This is a genomic window from Pseudoalteromonas sp. SG45-3, assembly GCF_014164075.1.
In the GTDB taxonomy this organism is placed as follows: Bacteria; Pseudomonadota; Gammaproteobacteria; order Enterobacterales; family Alteromonadaceae; genus Pseudoalteromonas; species Pseudoalteromonas distincta.
Map to the genome: position 1 here is coordinate 369,875 of NZ_JACJEN010000002.1, position 16,339 is coordinate 386,213.

The following is a 16,339-nucleotide window of genomic DNA, read 5'->3' on the forward strand; positions in this document are numbered from 1 at the left end:
CGTATTTTGAGCCCTTTAAATCAATTTTAATATTTCAATACTGGCTATTACTAACAACCAAAATACACGGGCCTGATTTAACCTATTAATTATTACAGGTACATCCTCGGGTGTAGGTAGTCTATCAGTACCAATACGCATTTTATTAAAGCGAGTACCTAAATAAACTGCAGGCCCGCCCAACTGCACGCCAAGTGATGCAGAGCATGTGCTTAAGAGCCAGCCTGTATTTGTTTGATAAAAATGCCTGCCATAATGCTTTATATAATGCATGCTTTGTTTGCTTGCTCGACTTGCTGCAATAGTTAAAGCGAGTAAGCGCATGGGAATATATTCAATAATAAACAAGAGTATTTTAAGCGGTTTTAAAAAGTAACTATTTGGGGAGATATCACTACGCCAGGCTTGTTGTATTAAGGTAAGTAACCGATAGGCAAGGGCAGCTATAGGGCCAAATGCTAAAAATATAAATATGACTACGAAATAGTATCGAGCGGTGCGCAGTATTAAGCTCTCAATTAATGCTTTGATAATACCAGCTGATGAAAGTCTATTAACTTCACGGGCAAGCAGTGGCTTTAGTAATTCGCGCGCTGTGGATTTTTGATTTTGTTTAGTTAGCTTTGCAATGCGAAGTGCTTTTTTATCAATGCTCTTACTTTCTAAGCATAAGTATAAAATAAGGCCAGCGAGTAATTCAGGATAAAAAGCAAACTCGAGTAGCAACACTACAATAATGAGAATGACACTTAAAATAAGTGAGCTTGCGAGTATAGCTGCCAAATATTGATAGCTTTTAGGTTCTTTGCTTTTGTATATACGTTTGCCAATAGCACTAAAAACAGCATTTAACGCCGTATTAGGATGATACCAGCTAATAAGGGGAATAAAGCGCTCAGCAAGGAGCGCTAGTATAAAGGCAATAAAGTCCAAGTGATTTTGAACAATATTGCTAAGCATTTACAGAGATACTGCTGTAAGCTTTTCTAAAAGTGCAACAACCATTTTAGATGAGTTGATTGATGCTGTTTCTAGGTATTCTTCAAATGATTGTGGTGACTCTTTACCAGCAATATCAGACATTGAGCGAATTACAACAAATGGTGTGTTTAGCGTAAAACACGTTTGTGCAATTGAAGCGCCTTCCATTTCAACAGCAAGCATTGTAGGAAAATCACTACGTGCTTTATCAATGCGTATAGGGTCACACATAAATGTGTCACCAGTACAAATTAAGCCAACGAGTGTTTTAACATCACTGATTTGTTCGATAGTTTGCTGTGCTGCTTCAACTAATTTAGGGTGTGCTGCAAAGCCTGCCGGCATTTGTGGTACTTGGCCAATTTCGTAGCCAAAAGCAGTTACGTCTACATCGTGGTGACGTACTTCTGACGAAATTACTACATCGCCTACACTAAGAGAAGGATCGAATCCACCGGCTGAGCCTGTGTTAATTATGCAATCAGGTTTGAAGTTATCGATCAGTAAGGTAGTTGCAATAGTTGATGCGACTTTACCAATACCAGATTGAACAAGTGTCACCGTGTTACCAGCCAACTCGCCAGTATAAAAAGTGAAACCTGCTTTAGTTAAAATTTGTGGGTTTTGCATAGCTTCACGTAAAATTTTAACTTCTGGCTCCATTGCGCCAATAATACCAACATTCATAAAGTTTAATTCCTGAGTTTGAATCACTTGATTATACGTGAAGTTAGCAATAAAAAACAAAAAAGCGAGCTTGTTTATGAGCTCGCTTTAAATACTTTTTAGGAGAGTATTTAATTCGTTTTTTAAATTTCAGCTAACGCGGTGGTTTGCGCTTTAGCTTGAGAAGGTGAAAGTACCGCTGGCTTATGTGAGCGATTACGAACAGGGCGCTGAGTTTGTGTTGCTGCAGGCTTACCAAGTTTAAACATAATTGCATCGCGTACTTCAGAAGGGCGGTAGCCCGATTTAACTTTCATACGAATATGTGGAATGCCTGCAGACTCTAGTGCACCGTTTACAAACCAGTCGCGTTGAGCTTTGTGGCCATCTTTGTTGGCATTGTTAACTAGGTCAACAGCAGCAATGATTGTTAGTTTTTCTTTATCGATTAAAACAAAGTCGAGTTGCTTATTTTTAGCTTTAGCTAAAGCAGCACGTTTAGACTTTACTGAAAGGCCTTGCTTACAGTCAATAACGTCGATTAACTTAACGCGACTAACAATTTTATATTGATCGCCTACAGCACGCTCTAGAAGATTTAAAAAAGCGCCTTCAACCTGCGTAAAAACAGTTTGCTTGCGAGTAAAAGGATACGGGTTTCCGCCATCGTCATTAAATTTTGACGCAACAACAGAGGCCCCGACAACTAATACTAGGATTAATAATAAAGCGAATTCCATACGGTAACTCCATAACAACAAATTGACACTGCTCAAACAAAGCAATTTACGTGCCTAAAAAGTATGGGTTATAAAATAATTACCGGCTGGTTTACAAGCAATAGCTACACAGCGATTAAGCTTTGTAGCCTCCTTTAATACCTTTTACTGCAATAGCTACAGCATCGTGTGCATGCAGTGACTCATAGTGGTTTATTTGCAGCCAATAATCACTGTAATGGTTTGCCTCTAGCAATGCTTTAATTTTACGCGCTGCATCTTCACAAAACATAAGGTTTTGACCATTCAAACGGGCAAATTCTTGCTCATCTTCACGTTTTACTGCTGCTTGTACTGGTGTTTTAAGCTCAGCTTCAAGAGTGTTAATTAGCGTAACTACGTCAAATTCTTGAATGTTGCTATCAAGCTTTACTTTTACGTTGGCAATAGAGCGCTGCGAGTGGGGAGTCGCTACAATACCTTGTGTAGTGCCTAGCCATTCGTGCACATCTTTTTGGCTCAACGTTTCTTGGTTAAACTTTTCGTTAAACGCGTTTTGTATAAGCTGGCGCGCAAGTGCAGCAGAGCATGGGCACGTTGAAGAATAAGTAACATCTACGGTTAGCTCGTAGCTAATAACGTTATTTTCAATTGTACTGGTAAGTACAACTGGGTAGCTTTTCCAGCCCGCTTTGCCACTTAATAGTGACTTACGGCGTAGCGGTAATTCAAATTTAAATTCAATTTGTGCTTTATTGCTCAGCCCTTCGTGGCTAGTTATAAAGGTATCGAGTGCTTGCGCTATCGTTTGCGGATTGACTTGCTGCTCGGTTGAAAGCAGATCAAGTGCCAAAAATAGACGTGACATATGAATGCCTTTGGCATCTTCTTTATGTAAATTTACAAATGCACGAGCTTTGGCGTTTACTGTAACTGGAGATAAGTCTCGGGATTCAAAAATAAATGGCAGTTCTATTTCGCCCATGCCAACCCAGTCTAATTTACCTGTTTGTAAAGCGGGTGCAGTGTCTGCTATATCTGGCATATTGGTTTGCATGTGCGCTACTCGTATTTTGGGGATAATAAAGCGGGGCATTTTACACTAAATAATTTATTGCTGAAATGATGAGTTTAATAGATGAGCTAAATCAAACATGAAAAATTCTGTTTTTATCGCACAACGTGAGTAGTGGTAGGAGAAAAATGCTAAAATCTGGGAAAATGGTATGTTTATACATACGCATTGCCTTCTTTATATTAAGTACACAGCTAAGAGATAAAATTACGTATGACCGATTATTCTTTGAGCCCTTGGGCTCGGGTACTTTCCAGCTCAATAACGCGATTTGGTGAATTTAAAACCGCTGCTATTTGTTACACTTTATTTTTAACTGTATCTCTTATTTTATCGAGCATGTTTTATTATGTGGCGATAGGCGAATTACACCTTGTTGATATTTTAGCCGTGGTATTTTTTACGGCTGTAGTGTCTCCTTTAATAATAAGTGTGTTGCTTAATTCAATTCGACAACTAGATGCCTCATATGCTTATTTAGATAGCGCCACCAAGCAAGAAAAGCTTTTAAATCAAACCCTAAAAGATAACATTAACCGTCTAAACATCGAAATTGATGAGCGTAAAATGGCATTTCATGCCAAGCACCGCGCTATTGAAGAACTACGACGAGAAATTGCTGAGCGTAAAAAAACACAACAAGAACTTGCTCAACAAAGCATGCTGCAGCGCTCAATAGTTGATTCATCTCCTGATTTATTTTATTACCGCGATAACAATGGCGTGTTTGCTGGTTGTAATAAAATGTTTGAAGAAGTAATGGGCAAATCAAGTAGCGAACTAATTGGCAAAACGGTTGAGCAAATATTCCCTAGTCACTTTTTATCTGAAGTTTTGAAAACCGATAAAGAAGTAGAGCAAAGCCATAAAGCACTAACCATTGATGTGGGCTATGAAGTAAATGGCGAAACGCGTTGGTTTGAGCTACGTAAATTACCTTTTATAAATGATGAAGGTGATTACATTGGTCTACTGGGCTTTGGTCGTGATATCACAAGTCGTAAGGAGGCCGCTCAAGCGCTCGAAACGGCCTATAAAGACAAAGGTAAGTTTATTGCCACATTAAGCCATGAACTACGTACACCGCTCAATGGTATTGTTGGTTTAACACGAATGCTGCTTGATACTGACTTAAACAAACAGCAGCGTAGTTGGGGGAATACTATATTTTCGAGTGCTGAAACGCTCGGCAATATTTTTAACGATATTATTGATTTAGACAAAATAGATAGAGATCAGCTCGATATAGTAACCAACTCTATTAACGTATCAGACTTTATAAATGACGTTGTTAACTTTGCGGGCTTAATCGCGGAGCAAAAAGAGCTAGAGTTTGATATTAAGCGCAATGGGGTGCTGGATATTTACGCACAGCTCGACCCAACTCGCTTACGCCAAGTTGTTTGGAACTTAATTAATAACGCCGTTAAGTTTACACAGCAAGGGAAGGTAACACTTGAATGTAGTCGAGAAAACAGGGTTGAAGGCCCATGGTTAGTTATGAAAGTATCGGATACCGGCCAAGGTATTCCGCCAGAGCAGCTTGCTCATATATTTGATATGTACTACAAAGCGCCAGATTTAAAAGGGACTAACGCAATAGGTTCCGGTATTGGTTTGGCTGTAACTAAGGCACTTGTAAGTGCGATGAAAGGGATAATTACAGTAAATAGTACTGAGGGCGAAGGAAGTTGCTTTACAGTTCAAATACCGCTTAGTTTATGTGTAGCACCAACAGAGCAAAGTTATGTTGGTCGTGGTTTGTATATTTTACTAGTAGAAGATGTACCTCTAAATGCCGAAATTGCCACAAACTTATTAGAGCAACGCGGGCATGAGGTGTTGTGGGCTGAAACCGGTGAAGATGCACTCTCGTTTGTCGAAACCGAAGATGACTTAGATTTAGTATTACTTGATATGCAATTGCCTGATATAAATGGTGATGTAGTTGCCAAGCAAATACGCTCAGATAGTCACTTTGATAAATTACCCATTGTAGCGCTAACGGCCAATGTTCGTAGTGCTGAAGAAGAGCTTGAAGGCATATCAATACAAGGGGCGCTTGCTAAACCAATTAACACAGTGAAGCTTGATAAAATGCTGGCTGATTTATTTGGAATTAAGCAAAGTGAATGCACAGAGCCACTGTTAAAAGTAAGTGAAGAAGCCCTTAAAGGCATTGATGCACACTTATTAGATATAGAAACAATAGAAGACTTTGTCAATTCGATGGGCTTAGTTGTGTTTAGACGCAGTAGTCAGCTATTCGAAAAGCTAAGTCCACAATATCAGCAAGAGTTACTTACTTCATTAAATACTAGTGATAGAGAAGAGTATGAATCAGTAGCGCATAAACTCAAAGGGGCGGCTGGCTCAGTAGGTCTTAATGATGTGCAGCTTCATGCCAAAATAATGGAACATGGTGCGATTGATGAATCTGATGAGGTGTTAAAGCAGTGGTTAGATATTTTGGCAGATAAAATAAATGAAGGACAAAAAGCCCTTCATTTATTTTTACAGCAATTAGAGTGAAACTAATTAGCTCTAATTAAGCGTCAATTTTACCAATGAAACGGTAACCTTCACCATGGATGGTGCTGATTAACTCAGACGTTGAGTTATCACTTTCAAAATGCTTACGAATGCGACGAATAGTAACGTCAACAGTACGGTCATTTGCGCGAAGCTCACGGCCTGTCATATGCTTAATTAATTGCTCACGGCTGAAAATGCGACCTGGAGAATCAAGCATTAAACGAAGTGCTCTGTACTCACCTTTAGGTAAACGCTTAGCGTCGCCATTTGGAGAAGTAAGACAACGGCTGTTTTCATCAAGTTCCCAACCATTAAACGTAATAACACCATTTGTTTCTAGTGCTGACTCTTCACCACCTAAGGCAGTACGAGTAATAAGGTTGCGAGCTCTGATAGTTAATTCACGCGGGTTGAACGGTTTAGTAACGTAGTCATCTGCGCCAATTTCAAGACCTAAAATACGGTCAACATCGTTATCACGACCAGTTAGGAATATAAGACCTACTTTACGCTTTTGGCGTAATTCACGGGCTAAAATAAGACCGTTTTTACCAGGAAGGTTGATATCCATAACTACAAGATTAACGTCATCGTTATTTGTAAGCTTGTCATGCATATCATCGCCATCAATGGCTTCAATAACTTTGTACCCTTCAGCTTCAAATAAACTAACTAGGTTCAGTCGAGTTACGTCTTCATCTTCTACGATTAGAATGACTGGCGTTTGCATTATTAATTAACCTTTTGGAATATATTATTTATAAAAAATCGGTGACTAATTTATAACCGATTACTAGAGATTATAGGATTATACCCATTTGTTAACAAGGAAAAAACAAATTGGATAAAAATAAAACAGTAGGGTGTCCAAAGTCTACTAAAAAAGGGCAGTGCAAAAACTACTGTTTAATTGATATATACATGGATGTAGCTATTTGAATCATAAAGTCGAAGCCATTTTCCTTTGATAATTGACATATCATTCAATTAAACAAGGTACTTAAAATAATCAGACTAATTCAAAGCAAAACTATATCACTTTTTAACCTTTTAACCTTTTAACCTTTCATCAATGTATGTGATACAGCAAAGATAAAAAAGTTCATAAATCGCTTGGTAATATTTATTTAAAGCAATTAAATAATGTTACGCACTTATCACATGCCTCATTAATGAGGTCATTAAATGCTAATTCAAGGATAAATTTTAAATATATGCACTTTTTAATGATCTTTATTTAAGGAATAGTAATTATAAAGCGAGCACCGCGTTTTTCTTCAAGATCAAACATCACTCTTCCGCCAAGTGCTTGTGTTACTAGGTTATAAACTAAGTGCATGCCTAAGCCACTTGCGCCTTGCCCGCGCTTTGAAGTTACGAATGGGTCAAAAATTCTATTTTTAATGTTTTTGTCAACGCCCTGACCATTGTCAGAATAAACGATTGTTAATTTTTTCCCGACGAGTTCTACGTCAAAGCGAATTTCATTGTTTTCTTTACCTATAAATCCATGAATTACAGAGTTCATAAGTAACTGCTGAAAAACTTGTTGTAGAGGTTCAGACTTACTATGAATAGCCAAGTCGGTCGGACAGTTGATAGTTACAACAGGCTTTTTGGGCAATAATTCAGATTGAATCGATGTTAAAACATCACTTATTAATTTGTGCACATTAATATAGGTATTTACACCGTCATCTTGAATAACCGCTACTTTTTTAAAGTTAGATATAAGGTCAGCTGCACGATTTAAGTTGCGGTAAATTAAATCTAAGTTTTCAATACCTTCATCTATAAAGCGTTTTAGATGGCTTGAGGTAAGTTTTTTGTCATCAAAGCTTTGCTGTATGTCTGCTAGTTTATCTCTAAGTAACGTAGAACCGGTAATACCTAGCCCTATTGGTGTGTTAACTTCATGGGCAACACCAGCAACCATTTGCCCTAAAGATGCCATTTTTTCGTTTTCAACAATTTGTGTTTGGTATTGATGCATCCGCTCAAGAGTTGATAAAAGCTCTTGATTTGCCTCTCTAAGGGCGATTGTTCGTTGGTTTACTTTTTCTTCAAGGCTTAGGTTTAGTTGTTTGATTTCTTGCTTATCTTTTTCGTGGCGTTCAAGTTGTTTTTTTGTACGCGTAAGCATGATATTTAAACTATTTGAAAGAGCACTTATTTCTTTTACATCAGTTACTGGTGCGCGTGCATCGTAGTTATGATTTTTAGACACATCCTGCAATAACACGCTTAATTGCTCTATTGGCTTAGCTATACGTCGTTGAACTTTAATAGCAATAAAGTAAACAACTACCAGAATTAATAATGTTAATAACACGTCTATTAATATTTTTCTCTCAATATAAACCTCTAAACTCTCAAGGCTTCCTCGCATATATACATAACCTACTACTTGTTCGTTATCGTAAATAGGGCGGGTTAGCTCAATATGGTCATTCGTAATTCGTGGTGTTTTTAGCTCTTCTACACTGTCTATTCTCAATGGCACAGGAGGTGTTTTTTTGGCATTAAAGCTAATAAAGAAAACAGGCTTTTGGGATGCTTTTTCTATTGAGTAAATATGTATGTTTTTTACAAGAGGGATCTTTTCAAATGACTTGAGGCGTTTTTCTTCTGTTTTACGATCATCTTCAATTACCGATTGCCCAGCATCAAAAGCTACAATTTCAGAAAGAATAACAAGCTTATTAACTATTAATTGCTTTTGTTCTTTCACGCTTAAATACGTAGAGATAGAAATAGATAACGATAAGCAAATAGCTGTAATAAGCATGATCAAATTAATGAGTGCTTTTCGAATGCTACTTTGATGAACTTTTTTAGGCATTATTTCATTATCGCCTGAGTTAAATTTAATTATTTAGAGTTTTAGTTTAGCAAAGACGTGGAAAAATGAAGGAAAAAAACTAAATTAATTCTTATATTTATTCGAAAGTTAGCTTGAGCACGTATGTGCTCAATCATTTTACAAGTTTAAATTAGCTGCTATATACAGCAAATTTATTGTTCTTAAATACAGTTTGATAGCTTTCAAACTGAGTTTCTAAAATAGGCGGGTACTTTAAAAAGCTGTTAGCAACAATATTTAGCTTCCCTAATTTAGTTAAATGCTGTTTTGCATTAGCTAAAAATGTTTCTGCTACTGTGTAGTCGGTTGCAATACCAGTATGAAAAGGTGGATTGCTAATAATTAAATCAAACTTGCCATTAATGCTTTTAAGGCCGTCACTTAATATAGCCTCACCATTGATGTTGTTAAGCTTTAGGGTTTGCTGTGTTGCATAAGTTGCCAGCGCACTTACATCACTACACACAAACTCAAGTGCTGGATTATGAAGCCCTAAAAAAGTTGCTATTAAACCTGCGCCACAACCAAAGTCGAGAACTTTGCCTTGCTTAATTGTCGGTGCGTTTTCCAGTAGAACTTTCGTTCCTATATCTAAGCTACCGTGATTAAACACTCCAGGAACACTAATAGCTGTAAATTCAGTGTCGGCAACATTAACAACAAACTTTTTATGGTAAGTCGTAATATCAAAGTGAGGGTGCTTAGAAATTTCAGCAAATGAGTAAAGAACGCAGTGCTTAGCTGAATCAATCTTGTTACTAAACTCAGCTTTACCAGCTAATTGCTTTTCAATTGACTTAACACCACTTTTGTTTTCACCTACTACTAATAGTTCGGCATCATCAGTAATAGCAGACCGAATATTATCAAGTGCCATTAATAACTCTGGTTTTGATTTAGGGTAGTAAAGAATAACTAAATCGTAGTCGTTACCAGGTATTGTGTGGCTTACATGAACATCAACATCTTTGGTGTTTTTAGCAAACTCTCCGTTAGCATGGTTGTAGCTAAACGCAGTTACTTTGCTTTGCGGATTAAGTTTTTTAAGCTCTGTTAAAAAGCCATCTTGAACAAAGTTGACCACCAAGATAGATTTGCCCGTTAGTGCCTCGCTATTACGAAGTAACAGTAAACTTGGGTTGGTTAGTACGCTCATAAATGGCTTTGCCTTACAGTATATTTAGTTTTATAAAAGTAAAAGTGAGTAATTAAATTTAATTATTCTGTGCGCTCAAACATTAAATCCCACACGCCATGACCTAGGCGATGTCCGCGTTGCTCAAACTTAGTAAGCGGGCGCAAATCTGGACGAGGAACATAATCATTTGTTTCTGATTGGTTTTTAAAACCAGGAGCTACATTCATTACTTCGAGCATGTGCTCTGCGTAGTTTTCCCAGTCTGTTGCCATATGAAAAACGCCACCCATTTTAAGTTGGGCTCTTAGCTTTTCAACAAACTCAGTTTGTACAATACGGCGTTTGTGGTGACGCTTTTTATGCCAAGGGTCAGGGAAAAATAGTTGTAGTGTTGTTAAGCTTTCATTAGGTATGCAATCTGCAAGTACTTCAACTGCATCGTGTTCAAAAATACGTAAGTTGGTAATGCCTGCTTCATCGGCATCCATTAAACAAGCACCAACGCCTGGGCGGTGTACTTCAATACCGATAAAGTTTAGGTGAGGGGCATTTGTTGCCATTTCGACAAGCGACTTACCCATACCAAAACCAATTTCTACTACTACATCGTTGTTGTTGCCAAAAACTTCGCTTAAATCAAGCATACCGTTTTTATGCTCTAGGCCCATTGTTGGCCAGCATTTTTCGATTGCAGCGGCTTGGCCTTTGGTTAATCGACCTTCGCGTTTTACAAAACTGCGAATGGTGCGGATGTATTTACCTTCTTGCTTAGCTTGCTCAAGGTTAGTGTTGCTTGATTCACTCATATTATTGGCCTGACAAAAACAATGTGTTTAAAAATGGTTGCATATTATCCCTGACCGAGGCCGCAATCACAAGTATTAGCTGGTTTTACACCCCGTATAGCTTGATCTTTTTGTTAACTGCAATAGACTGAGCCGCCATTGGGCATCAGTAAAAGTTAAAAATGTTGGATTTAAATAAAAAACAGTCACACTGGTTTTCTAATCAAGTTGTTGATTGGTATCACCTTCATGGGCGTAAAACACTCCCGTGGCAGCTAGGTAAAACACCTTATAAAGTGTGGGTGTCTGAAGTGATGCTGCAGCAAACCCAAGTTATTACTGTTATTCCATACTTTGAAAAGTTTATGCAAAGCTTTCCAGATATTATCGCTTTAGCTGATGCGGATGAAGACTTAGTTTTGCATCACTGGACTGGCTTAGGGTATTACGCTCGTGCGCGTAACTTACACAAAACAGCTAAAATAGTGCGTGACGAATACCAAGGTGAGTTTCCGAAAACACTCGATGAAGTAATGGATTTACCTGGAATAGGGCGCTCTACTGCAGGGGCTGTTTTATCATTGTCGCTTGGGCAGCATCACCCTATTTTAGATGGGAACGTGAAGCGAGTTTTAGCGCGCTATTTTATGATTGAGGGCTGGTACGGCGTTAAAAAAGTCGAAAACCAGCTTTGGCATTTATCAGAGCAGTTAACGCCTAAAGATAATGTTACTGAGTTTAATCAAGCTATGATGGATTTAGGGTCTAGCGTTTGCTCACGCAGCCGGTTTGATTGCGAGGCTTGCCCATTAAACTCAGGCTGTGGTGCTTTTAATACAGGTAAAGTAAAAGAGTTTCCACATTCTAAACCTAAAAAAGCAGTTCCTAAAAAGAGTTGCCATCAGTTAATTATTCAGTGTGGTGATAAAGTGCTTATGGAAAAACGTCCTAACAGCGGTATTTGGGGCGGATTGTTTGGCTTTTTTGAATTTAATGAGTACGAAGAGCTTCAAATGTTTTTAGCTCAGCAAGGCCTAGAGGCTAGTTTAGTAGAACTTGAAGCGTTTATTCATGTGTTTTCACATTTTGAGCTGAGGATTAACACGCATGTGCTCAATGTTAAGAAAACTCCTGATGTGGTAAACGATAAGCAATTAATCTGGTATCCGCTTGATCAATCAATAGAGGTTGGCCTAGCAGCACCAACTAAAAAGTTGGTTAAACAAATTACAGCAATAGTATAGAATAGCCCCATATTTAGCGTTAGAGAGAATCAATCATGGCACGTACAGTATTTTGTCAAAAGTTACAAAAAGAAGCCGAAGGGCTTGGCTTTCAGTTATACCCTGGTGAAATTGGTGAAAAGATTTTTAATAACATCTCTAAAGAAGCGTGGGCTCAGTGGCAACATAAACAAACAATGCTTATTAACGAAAAGCATTTAAATATGATGGACCCAGAACACCGCACATTTTTAGAAGAGCAAATGGTTGGCTTTTTGTTTGAAAATAAAGATGTAGAAATTGAAGGTTATCGACCGCCTGAAAAGTAATGTTTTAAACATAAAAAAGGGCTATTAAGCCCTTTTTTTATGTTTATTTATTCATTTAACTCATCTTCTTGCTCAGATGTTTTAATTTGTTCCTTTAAAAATTGAGCAGCTTTAGAGTATTCAATTTCCAGCTTATCTCTTAACTCTATTAATTCATCGGTTGTGAGTTCACCTTCTTTACATTTATCTTCAAATGCACTTGAAAGTTCTGCCACCGTTTGGGCACCAATTGTCTTGGAGATCGATTTTAATTGATGACACCCCTCAATAATCTCATTTAAATCGTTAACCACAACGCCGGAATTAATACTCTTAATTAAGCCTTGGCTTTGTTCTAAATACATTTTGAAAAAACGAATTTGCTTAGCGTTATCACCGTTTACATATTTAGCAACAGCTTCCATATCAATAGGTAGTGCCATAGTTTGATGAATAACTACATTTGGGTTTTGGCTTTGTTTATCGCTCCAACGTTTTAGAGTTTCTTCTAACGCGTTTAGCTCTATAGGTTTGGTAATGAAATCGTTAATACCTACTGCTAAACAGCGCTCTTTTTCGCCTTTAAGTGCGTTTGCTGTTACTGCAATAATGTAAGGCTGTGCATCAATCGATTCTAATAACTCTGCTTCATTACGGATTTTTTCGACCATATCGTAACCCGACATTTTAGGCATGTGTAAGTCGGTTAAAATAAGTGAGTAATCACCTTTTCTCCACATATCTAGACCTTCTTCACCGTTGTTAGCTATTTCAACGCCAAAGCCCAGTATATGTAGTTGATCGGTGAGGACTTGTTGGTTTAGAAGGTTATCTTCAACAAGTAGAACCAATTTGTTTGAATTACGTGCCTGCTCAACATTTAAATAGTTATTAAGTGTTTTGGTTTTTTTAATTTGCTTAGGTGTATGTAACCCTGCAGCCACCAATATAGAAAGCATAAAGTTAGATTTACATAGAGGAGAGGCATTAATATAAAAAATGTTTTTATGATTTATAGCTGCTTCATCAAGCTTACTTAGTACAACAACTTGTTGGTTATAATCCTCTAATGAATAAAATAAACGTCTTAGCAGCGCATTAGTTTTATCCATATTGTCTATGCCATCAGCTACCCAAATAATATCTTGTGAATGCTGGTGCTCTTCAATTTCTTCTTCTGTGTGTGCATAAATTATTTTAGCGCCCATGAACGATAAATAACGGTACATTGTTTTTTCACGTTCTAGGTGATTACTAACTACAACAATTTGCTTACCATTTAATGCACCTTTATGTGCGTACTTAATTTTACCCGATGTGCTAAACGGCAGCTCTACTGTAAACTCACTGCCAATTCCGGTATGACTAGTTACATGAATAGTACCTAGCATAAGCTCAGTTAAGCTTTTACAAATAGAAAGACCTAAACCGGTGCCACCATATTCTCGGGTAATTGAGTTTTCGGCCTGAATAAATGGATTAAATATTTCGCGAAGTTGCGTCTGCGACATGCCTTTACCGTTATCAGTTACGCAAAAGCGTAAGGTAAAGTGATCAGTCGTATTATGAACCACCTCTACTGATATTTTTACATGGCCTTGGGTTTTTTCATCAGTGCTAGTGAATTTAATTGCGTTGCTACATAGGTTATAAAGCACCTGACGTACACGCACACTATCACCGGTAAGGTTGACTGGAATATCTGGTGCTATTGCTAGTTCTAAATCAAGCTCACGTTTTTTAGCAACTGATGAGAGCACTCGAGCAACTTCTTCAATGGTATCGGTTACCGAAAATGGGATCGGGTCAATATTTAGCTTTCCAGCCTCAATTTTTGAAAAATCTAAGATATCATCCAAAATGCTCAATAACGAAAATGCTGATTCACGAATAATTGTACTTAAACGATGTTGAGCGCCATCAAGTTCGGTCTGGCGCAGTAAATCAATAGTGCCTATAACACCATTCATCGGTGTTCTTATTTCGTGGCTCATTGTGGCTAAAAAGGTCGTTTTGGTTTCGCTTGCTCGCTCTGCTTTTAATGTGGCTTGCTCAAGCGCTATAGTACGATTTTGCACTTCGGCTTCTAGGCCATTTTGTAATTTATAAAGCTCTTTTTGTGCGGCGTCATTCTCACTCATCGCAGTCTGTACTTTTTGTAGCAGTAAGTTAATGTTTTTTGCCACTACACCTAAACCAATATCAAGCTGCTCATCAACACTACTATTGTAATTAGCATTTTCGGTGATTGCCTGCAGCTCTTGTGTAAGAGTGTCAGTACTTTTTCGTAAGCGACTATTAATGTACATATTAAACATTAAAGTAAATATAAATAATGCAGCTACGCTTGCTATCGCAATAATGTAGGCAATAACTTGAGAGTTTTGAGCGCTTAAAGGAGCGGTTGGTAGGTTTTGCTTAATAATAAGCTCGCCAATAGGTTGATCGTTTAACAGCAGTAAGTGATGTAGGATGCCTTCTTCTACTAGATGCTTTTCAGTTTTAATTGAAGCGATAGCAGGTTTACTGCTGCTATATACCAACTGAGTATCTGATGTAGCATTGAAGCGATATAGAGTATATTCAAAGTCATCATCTAATAACGACGTTAAATCAAGTAACTGCCTTACTTTACCTTGACCATACATAGTTAATGCATCAACCATAGGTAAGTCTAATCTATCGGCAAGCGTTACAATATTAACAGATGATGCAGGTTGGGCTGTCTTAACTTCAGTTTGTGAATAAAATGAGTGGGCAATAATAGCAAGCGCTGTTACTGCAATATTTATGATTAAAAAAAGAGGTAATAAGCCTTTGACTGGCGATGAAAATTTACTCTGCATTGATAGTGTCCAATTGATGTGATTTTACTACGATAAGTCCCTATCGTACGTATCTAAGCTAATCGTAACATTTACAAAAAATAATTCACTACGGTTTTAGTCTGATTTATTTATATTTATAGTTCGATTTGTGGTAAAAATGAACGTTATTAATAAAAAATACACTGAGTTGTCTGAAAACCGTTCAAACAGTTATAAAGAATAAAAAAAAAGTTGACTTGTAAGGGCAAAACTCGTTTAATACGCCGCACGCCCAGATAGCTCAGTCGGTAGAGATGAGTGGGAATTGCATTAAAAATACTTTAAGATTTTTAATTAGCACTGTTTAAGTGCCTCGATAGCTCAGTTGGTAGAGCAGAGGATTGAAAATCCTCGTGTCCCTGGTTCGATTCCGGGTCGAGGCACCATTTATTAAAGTAGTGGTGTTTAATCAACAGTTTAAACATTATTACGCGTGCCTTAGCACACAGTTTTGTGTGCCGACTTAGCTCAGCTGGTAGAGCAACTGACTTGTAATCAGTAGGTCAACCGTTCGACTCGGTTAGTCGGCACCATTTATATAAAGTTAATTGTAAAGTATAACAATTAATTAGCACAGTTTATGTGCCTCGATAGCTCAGTCGGTAGAGCAGAGGATTGAAAATCCTCGTGTCCGTGGTTCGATTCCGCGTCGAGGCACCATTTACTTTAAGTTCTCAATCTTTAAAATTGAACGTGCCTTAGCACACAGTTTTGTGTGCCGACTTAGCTCAGCTGGTAGAGCAACTGACTTGTAATCAGTAGGTCAACCGTTCGACTCGGTTAGTCGGCACCATTTATTTAAAGTAGTTTGAAAAGAAAAACTGTAATCAGTAGTCTGTTCAAATTACCCGTCGACTCGGTTAGTCGGCACCATTTATTAAGTTAAAGGTTAATTTCGTTAATCTGTAACTAGCACAGTTTATGTGCCTCGATAGCTCAGTCGGTAGAGCAGAGGATTGAAAATCCTCGTGTCCGTGGTTCGATTCCGCGTCGAGGCACCATTTATTGAAAAGCCTTGCTTATGCAAGGTTTTTTTATTTTAAGTGCTTTATAAAAGTTCTCAATCTTTAAAATTGAACGTGCCTTAGCACACAGTTTTGTGTGCCGACTTAGCTCAGCTGGTAGAGCAACTGACTTGTAATCAGTAGGTCAACCGTTCGACTCGGTTAGTCGGCACCA

Annotated in this window: 12 protein-coding genes and 6 tRNA genes; 9 read left to right on the forward strand and 9 right to left on the reverse strand. The window is 37.8% G+C overall.

Annotation, left to right across the window (positions count from 1 at the left end; translation table 11 throughout):
- Positions 1-15: 15 nt before the first annotated feature.
- The 4 genes from H5126_RS04090 to folE2 form a co-directional block, all read right to left on the reverse strand.
- On the reverse strand, positions 16-960 hold the full coding sequence (locus H5126_RS04090) for a regulatory signaling modulator protein AmpE (protein WP_182720553.1): 945 nt from the start codon (positions 958-960) through the stop codon (positions 16-18).
- Complete coding sequence (gene mtnN / locus H5126_RS04095) at positions 961-1,668, reverse strand: 5'-methylthioadenosine/S-adenosylhomocysteine nucleosidase (RefSeq protein ID WP_024597687.1); 708 nt, start codon at positions 1,666-1,668, stop codon at positions 961-963.
- Positions 1,669-1,790: 122 nt separating this feature from the next.
- Positions 1,791-2,387 (reverse strand): DUF2726 domain-containing protein, encoded by a 597-nt coding sequence (locus H5126_RS04100; RefSeq protein ID WP_002962552.1) that lies wholly within the window; start codon positions 2,385-2,387, stop codon positions 1,791-1,793.
- A 115-nt stretch (positions 2,388-2,502) separates the two neighbouring features.
- A complete protein-coding gene (folE2, locus tag H5126_RS04105; protein ID WP_024597688.1) occupies positions 2,503-3,423 on the reverse strand; it encodes a GTP cyclohydrolase FolE2 in 921 nt (306 codons plus the stop codon).
- Between the two features lie 231 nt (positions 3,424-3,654).
- On the opposite strand from folE2, the gene arcB reads away from it, so the two are divergent.
- The gene (gene arcB, locus H5126_RS04110; protein WP_182693561.1) at positions 3,655-5,973 is read left to right on the forward strand and encodes an aerobic respiration two-component sensor histidine kinase ArcB; all 2,319 of its coding nucleotides are present in this window, start codon (positions 3,655-3,657) and stop codon (positions 5,971-5,973) included.
- A gap of 16 nt (positions 5,974-5,989) precedes the next feature.
- On the opposite strand, the gene arcA is transcribed toward arcB, so the two are convergent.
- The 4 genes from arcA to trmB form a co-directional block, all read right to left on the reverse strand.
- Positions 5,990-6,706 carry a two-component system response regulator ArcA gene (arcA, locus tag H5126_RS04115; RefSeq protein ID WP_002962549.1) on the reverse strand — a complete coding sequence of 239 codons (717 nt, stop codon included), beginning with the start codon at positions 6,704-6,706 and terminating at the stop codon, positions 5,990-5,992.
- A gap of 507 nt (positions 6,707-7,213) precedes the next feature.
- Positions 7,214-8,818, reverse strand: coding sequence for a sensor histidine kinase (locus tag H5126_RS04120; RefSeq protein ID WP_182720554.1), 1,605 nt, complete (start codon positions 8,816-8,818; stop codon positions 7,214-7,216).
- A 151-nt stretch (positions 8,819-8,969) separates the two neighbouring features.
- Positions 8,970-9,995 carry a 16S rRNA (guanine(1207)-N(2))-methyltransferase RsmC gene (gene rsmC / locus H5126_RS04125; protein WP_182673995.1) on the reverse strand — a complete coding sequence of 342 codons (1,026 nt, stop codon included), beginning with the start codon at positions 9,993-9,995 and terminating at the stop codon, positions 8,970-8,972.
- 62 nt (positions 9,996-10,057) lie between these two features.
- Positions 10,058-10,783, reverse strand: a complete 726-nt coding sequence (trmB, locus tag H5126_RS04130) for a tRNA (guanosine(46)-N7)-methyltransferase TrmB (protein WP_007582957.1) — start codon at positions 10,781-10,783, stop codon at positions 10,058-10,060.
- Between the two features lie 161 nt (positions 10,784-10,944).
- On the opposite strand from trmB, the gene mutY reads away from it, so the two are divergent.
- Positions 10,945-12,006, forward strand: a complete 1,062-nt coding sequence (mutY, locus tag H5126_RS04135; RefSeq protein WP_182720555.1) for an A/G-specific adenine glycosylase — start codon at positions 10,945-10,947, stop codon at positions 12,004-12,006.
- 35 nt (positions 12,007-12,041) lie between these two features.
- The gene (locus H5126_RS04140; protein WP_002962543.1) at positions 12,042-12,314 is read left to right on the forward strand and encodes an oxidative damage protection protein; all 273 of its coding nucleotides are present in this window, start codon (positions 12,042-12,044) and stop codon (positions 12,312-12,314) included.
- A gap of 47 nt (positions 12,315-12,361) precedes the next feature.
- Here H5126_RS04140 and H5126_RS04145 read toward each other — a convergent pair whose 3' ends face one another.
- Positions 12,362-15,139 carry an ATP-binding protein gene (locus H5126_RS04145; RefSeq protein WP_182758503.1) on the reverse strand — a complete coding sequence of 926 codons (2,778 nt, stop codon included), beginning with the start codon at positions 15,137-15,139 and terminating at the stop codon, positions 12,362-12,364.
- 331 nt (positions 15,140-15,470) lie between these two features.
- Between H5126_RS04145 and H5126_RS04150 the strand changes: the two genes are divergently transcribed.
- The 6 genes from H5126_RS04150 to H5126_RS04175 all read left to right on the forward strand — a co-directional run bounded on the left by H5126_RS04150 (position 15,471) and on the right by H5126_RS04175 (position 16,339).
- A tRNA-Phe gene (locus tag H5126_RS04150) sits at positions 15,471-15,546 on the forward strand.
- Between the two features lie 71 nt (positions 15,547-15,617).
- Positions 15,618-15,693: transfer RNA gene (locus H5126_RS04155), tRNA-Thr, on the forward strand.
- Between the two features lie 51 nt (positions 15,694-15,744).
- Positions 15,745-15,820, forward strand: a tRNA-Phe gene (locus tag H5126_RS04160).
- Between the two features lie 57 nt (positions 15,821-15,877).
- A tRNA-Thr gene (locus tag H5126_RS04165) sits at positions 15,878-15,953 on the forward strand.
- 132 nt (positions 15,954-16,085) lie between these two features.
- Positions 16,086-16,161: transfer RNA gene (locus tag H5126_RS04170), tRNA-Phe, on the forward strand.
- Between the two features lie 102 nt (positions 16,162-16,263).
- Positions 16,264-16,339: transfer RNA gene (locus tag H5126_RS04175), tRNA-Thr, on the forward strand.

Coding starts and splice junctions, on each gene's coding strand:
- H5126_RS04090 (WP_182720553.1), bottom strand. CDS start 960: ATGCTTAGCAATATTGTTCAAAATCACTTGGACTTTATTGCCTTTATA.
- mtnN (WP_024597687.1), bottom strand. CDS start 1,668: ATGAATGTTGGTATTATTGGCGCAATGGAGCCAGAAGTTAAAATTTTA.
- H5126_RS04100 (WP_002962552.1), bottom strand. CDS start 2,387: ATGGAATTCGCTTTATTATTAATCCTAGTATTAGTTGTCGGGGCCTCT.
- folE2 (WP_024597688.1), bottom strand. CDS start 3,423: ATGCAAACCAATATGCCAGATATAGCAGACACTGCACCCGCTTTACAA.
- arcB (WP_182693561.1), top strand. CDS start 3,655: ATGACCGATTATTCTTTGAGCCCTTGGGCTCGGGTACTTTCCAGCTCA.
- arcA (WP_002962549.1), bottom strand. CDS start 6,706: ATGCAAACGCCAGTCATTCTAATCGTAGAAGATGAAGACGTAACTCGA.
- H5126_RS04120 (WP_182720554.1), bottom strand. CDS start 8,818: ATGCCTAAAAAAGTTCATCAAAGTAGCATTCGAAAAGCACTCATTAAT.
- rsmC (WP_182673995.1), bottom strand. CDS start 9,995: ATGAGCGTACTAACCAACCCAAGTTTACTGTTACTTCGTAATAGCGAG.
- trmB (WP_007582957.1), bottom strand. CDS start 10,783: ATGAGTGAATCAAGCAACACTAACCTTGAGCAAGCTAAGCAAGAAGGT.
- mutY (WP_182720555.1), top strand. CDS start 10,945: ATGTTGGATTTAAATAAAAAACAGTCACACTGGTTTTCTAATCAAGTT.
- H5126_RS04140 (WP_002962543.1), top strand. CDS start 12,042: ATGGCACGTACAGTATTTTGTCAAAAGTTACAAAAAGAAGCCGAAGGG.
- H5126_RS04145 (WP_182758503.1), bottom strand. CDS start 15,139: ATGCAGAGTAAATTTTCATCGCCAGTCAAAGGCTTATTACCTCTTTTT.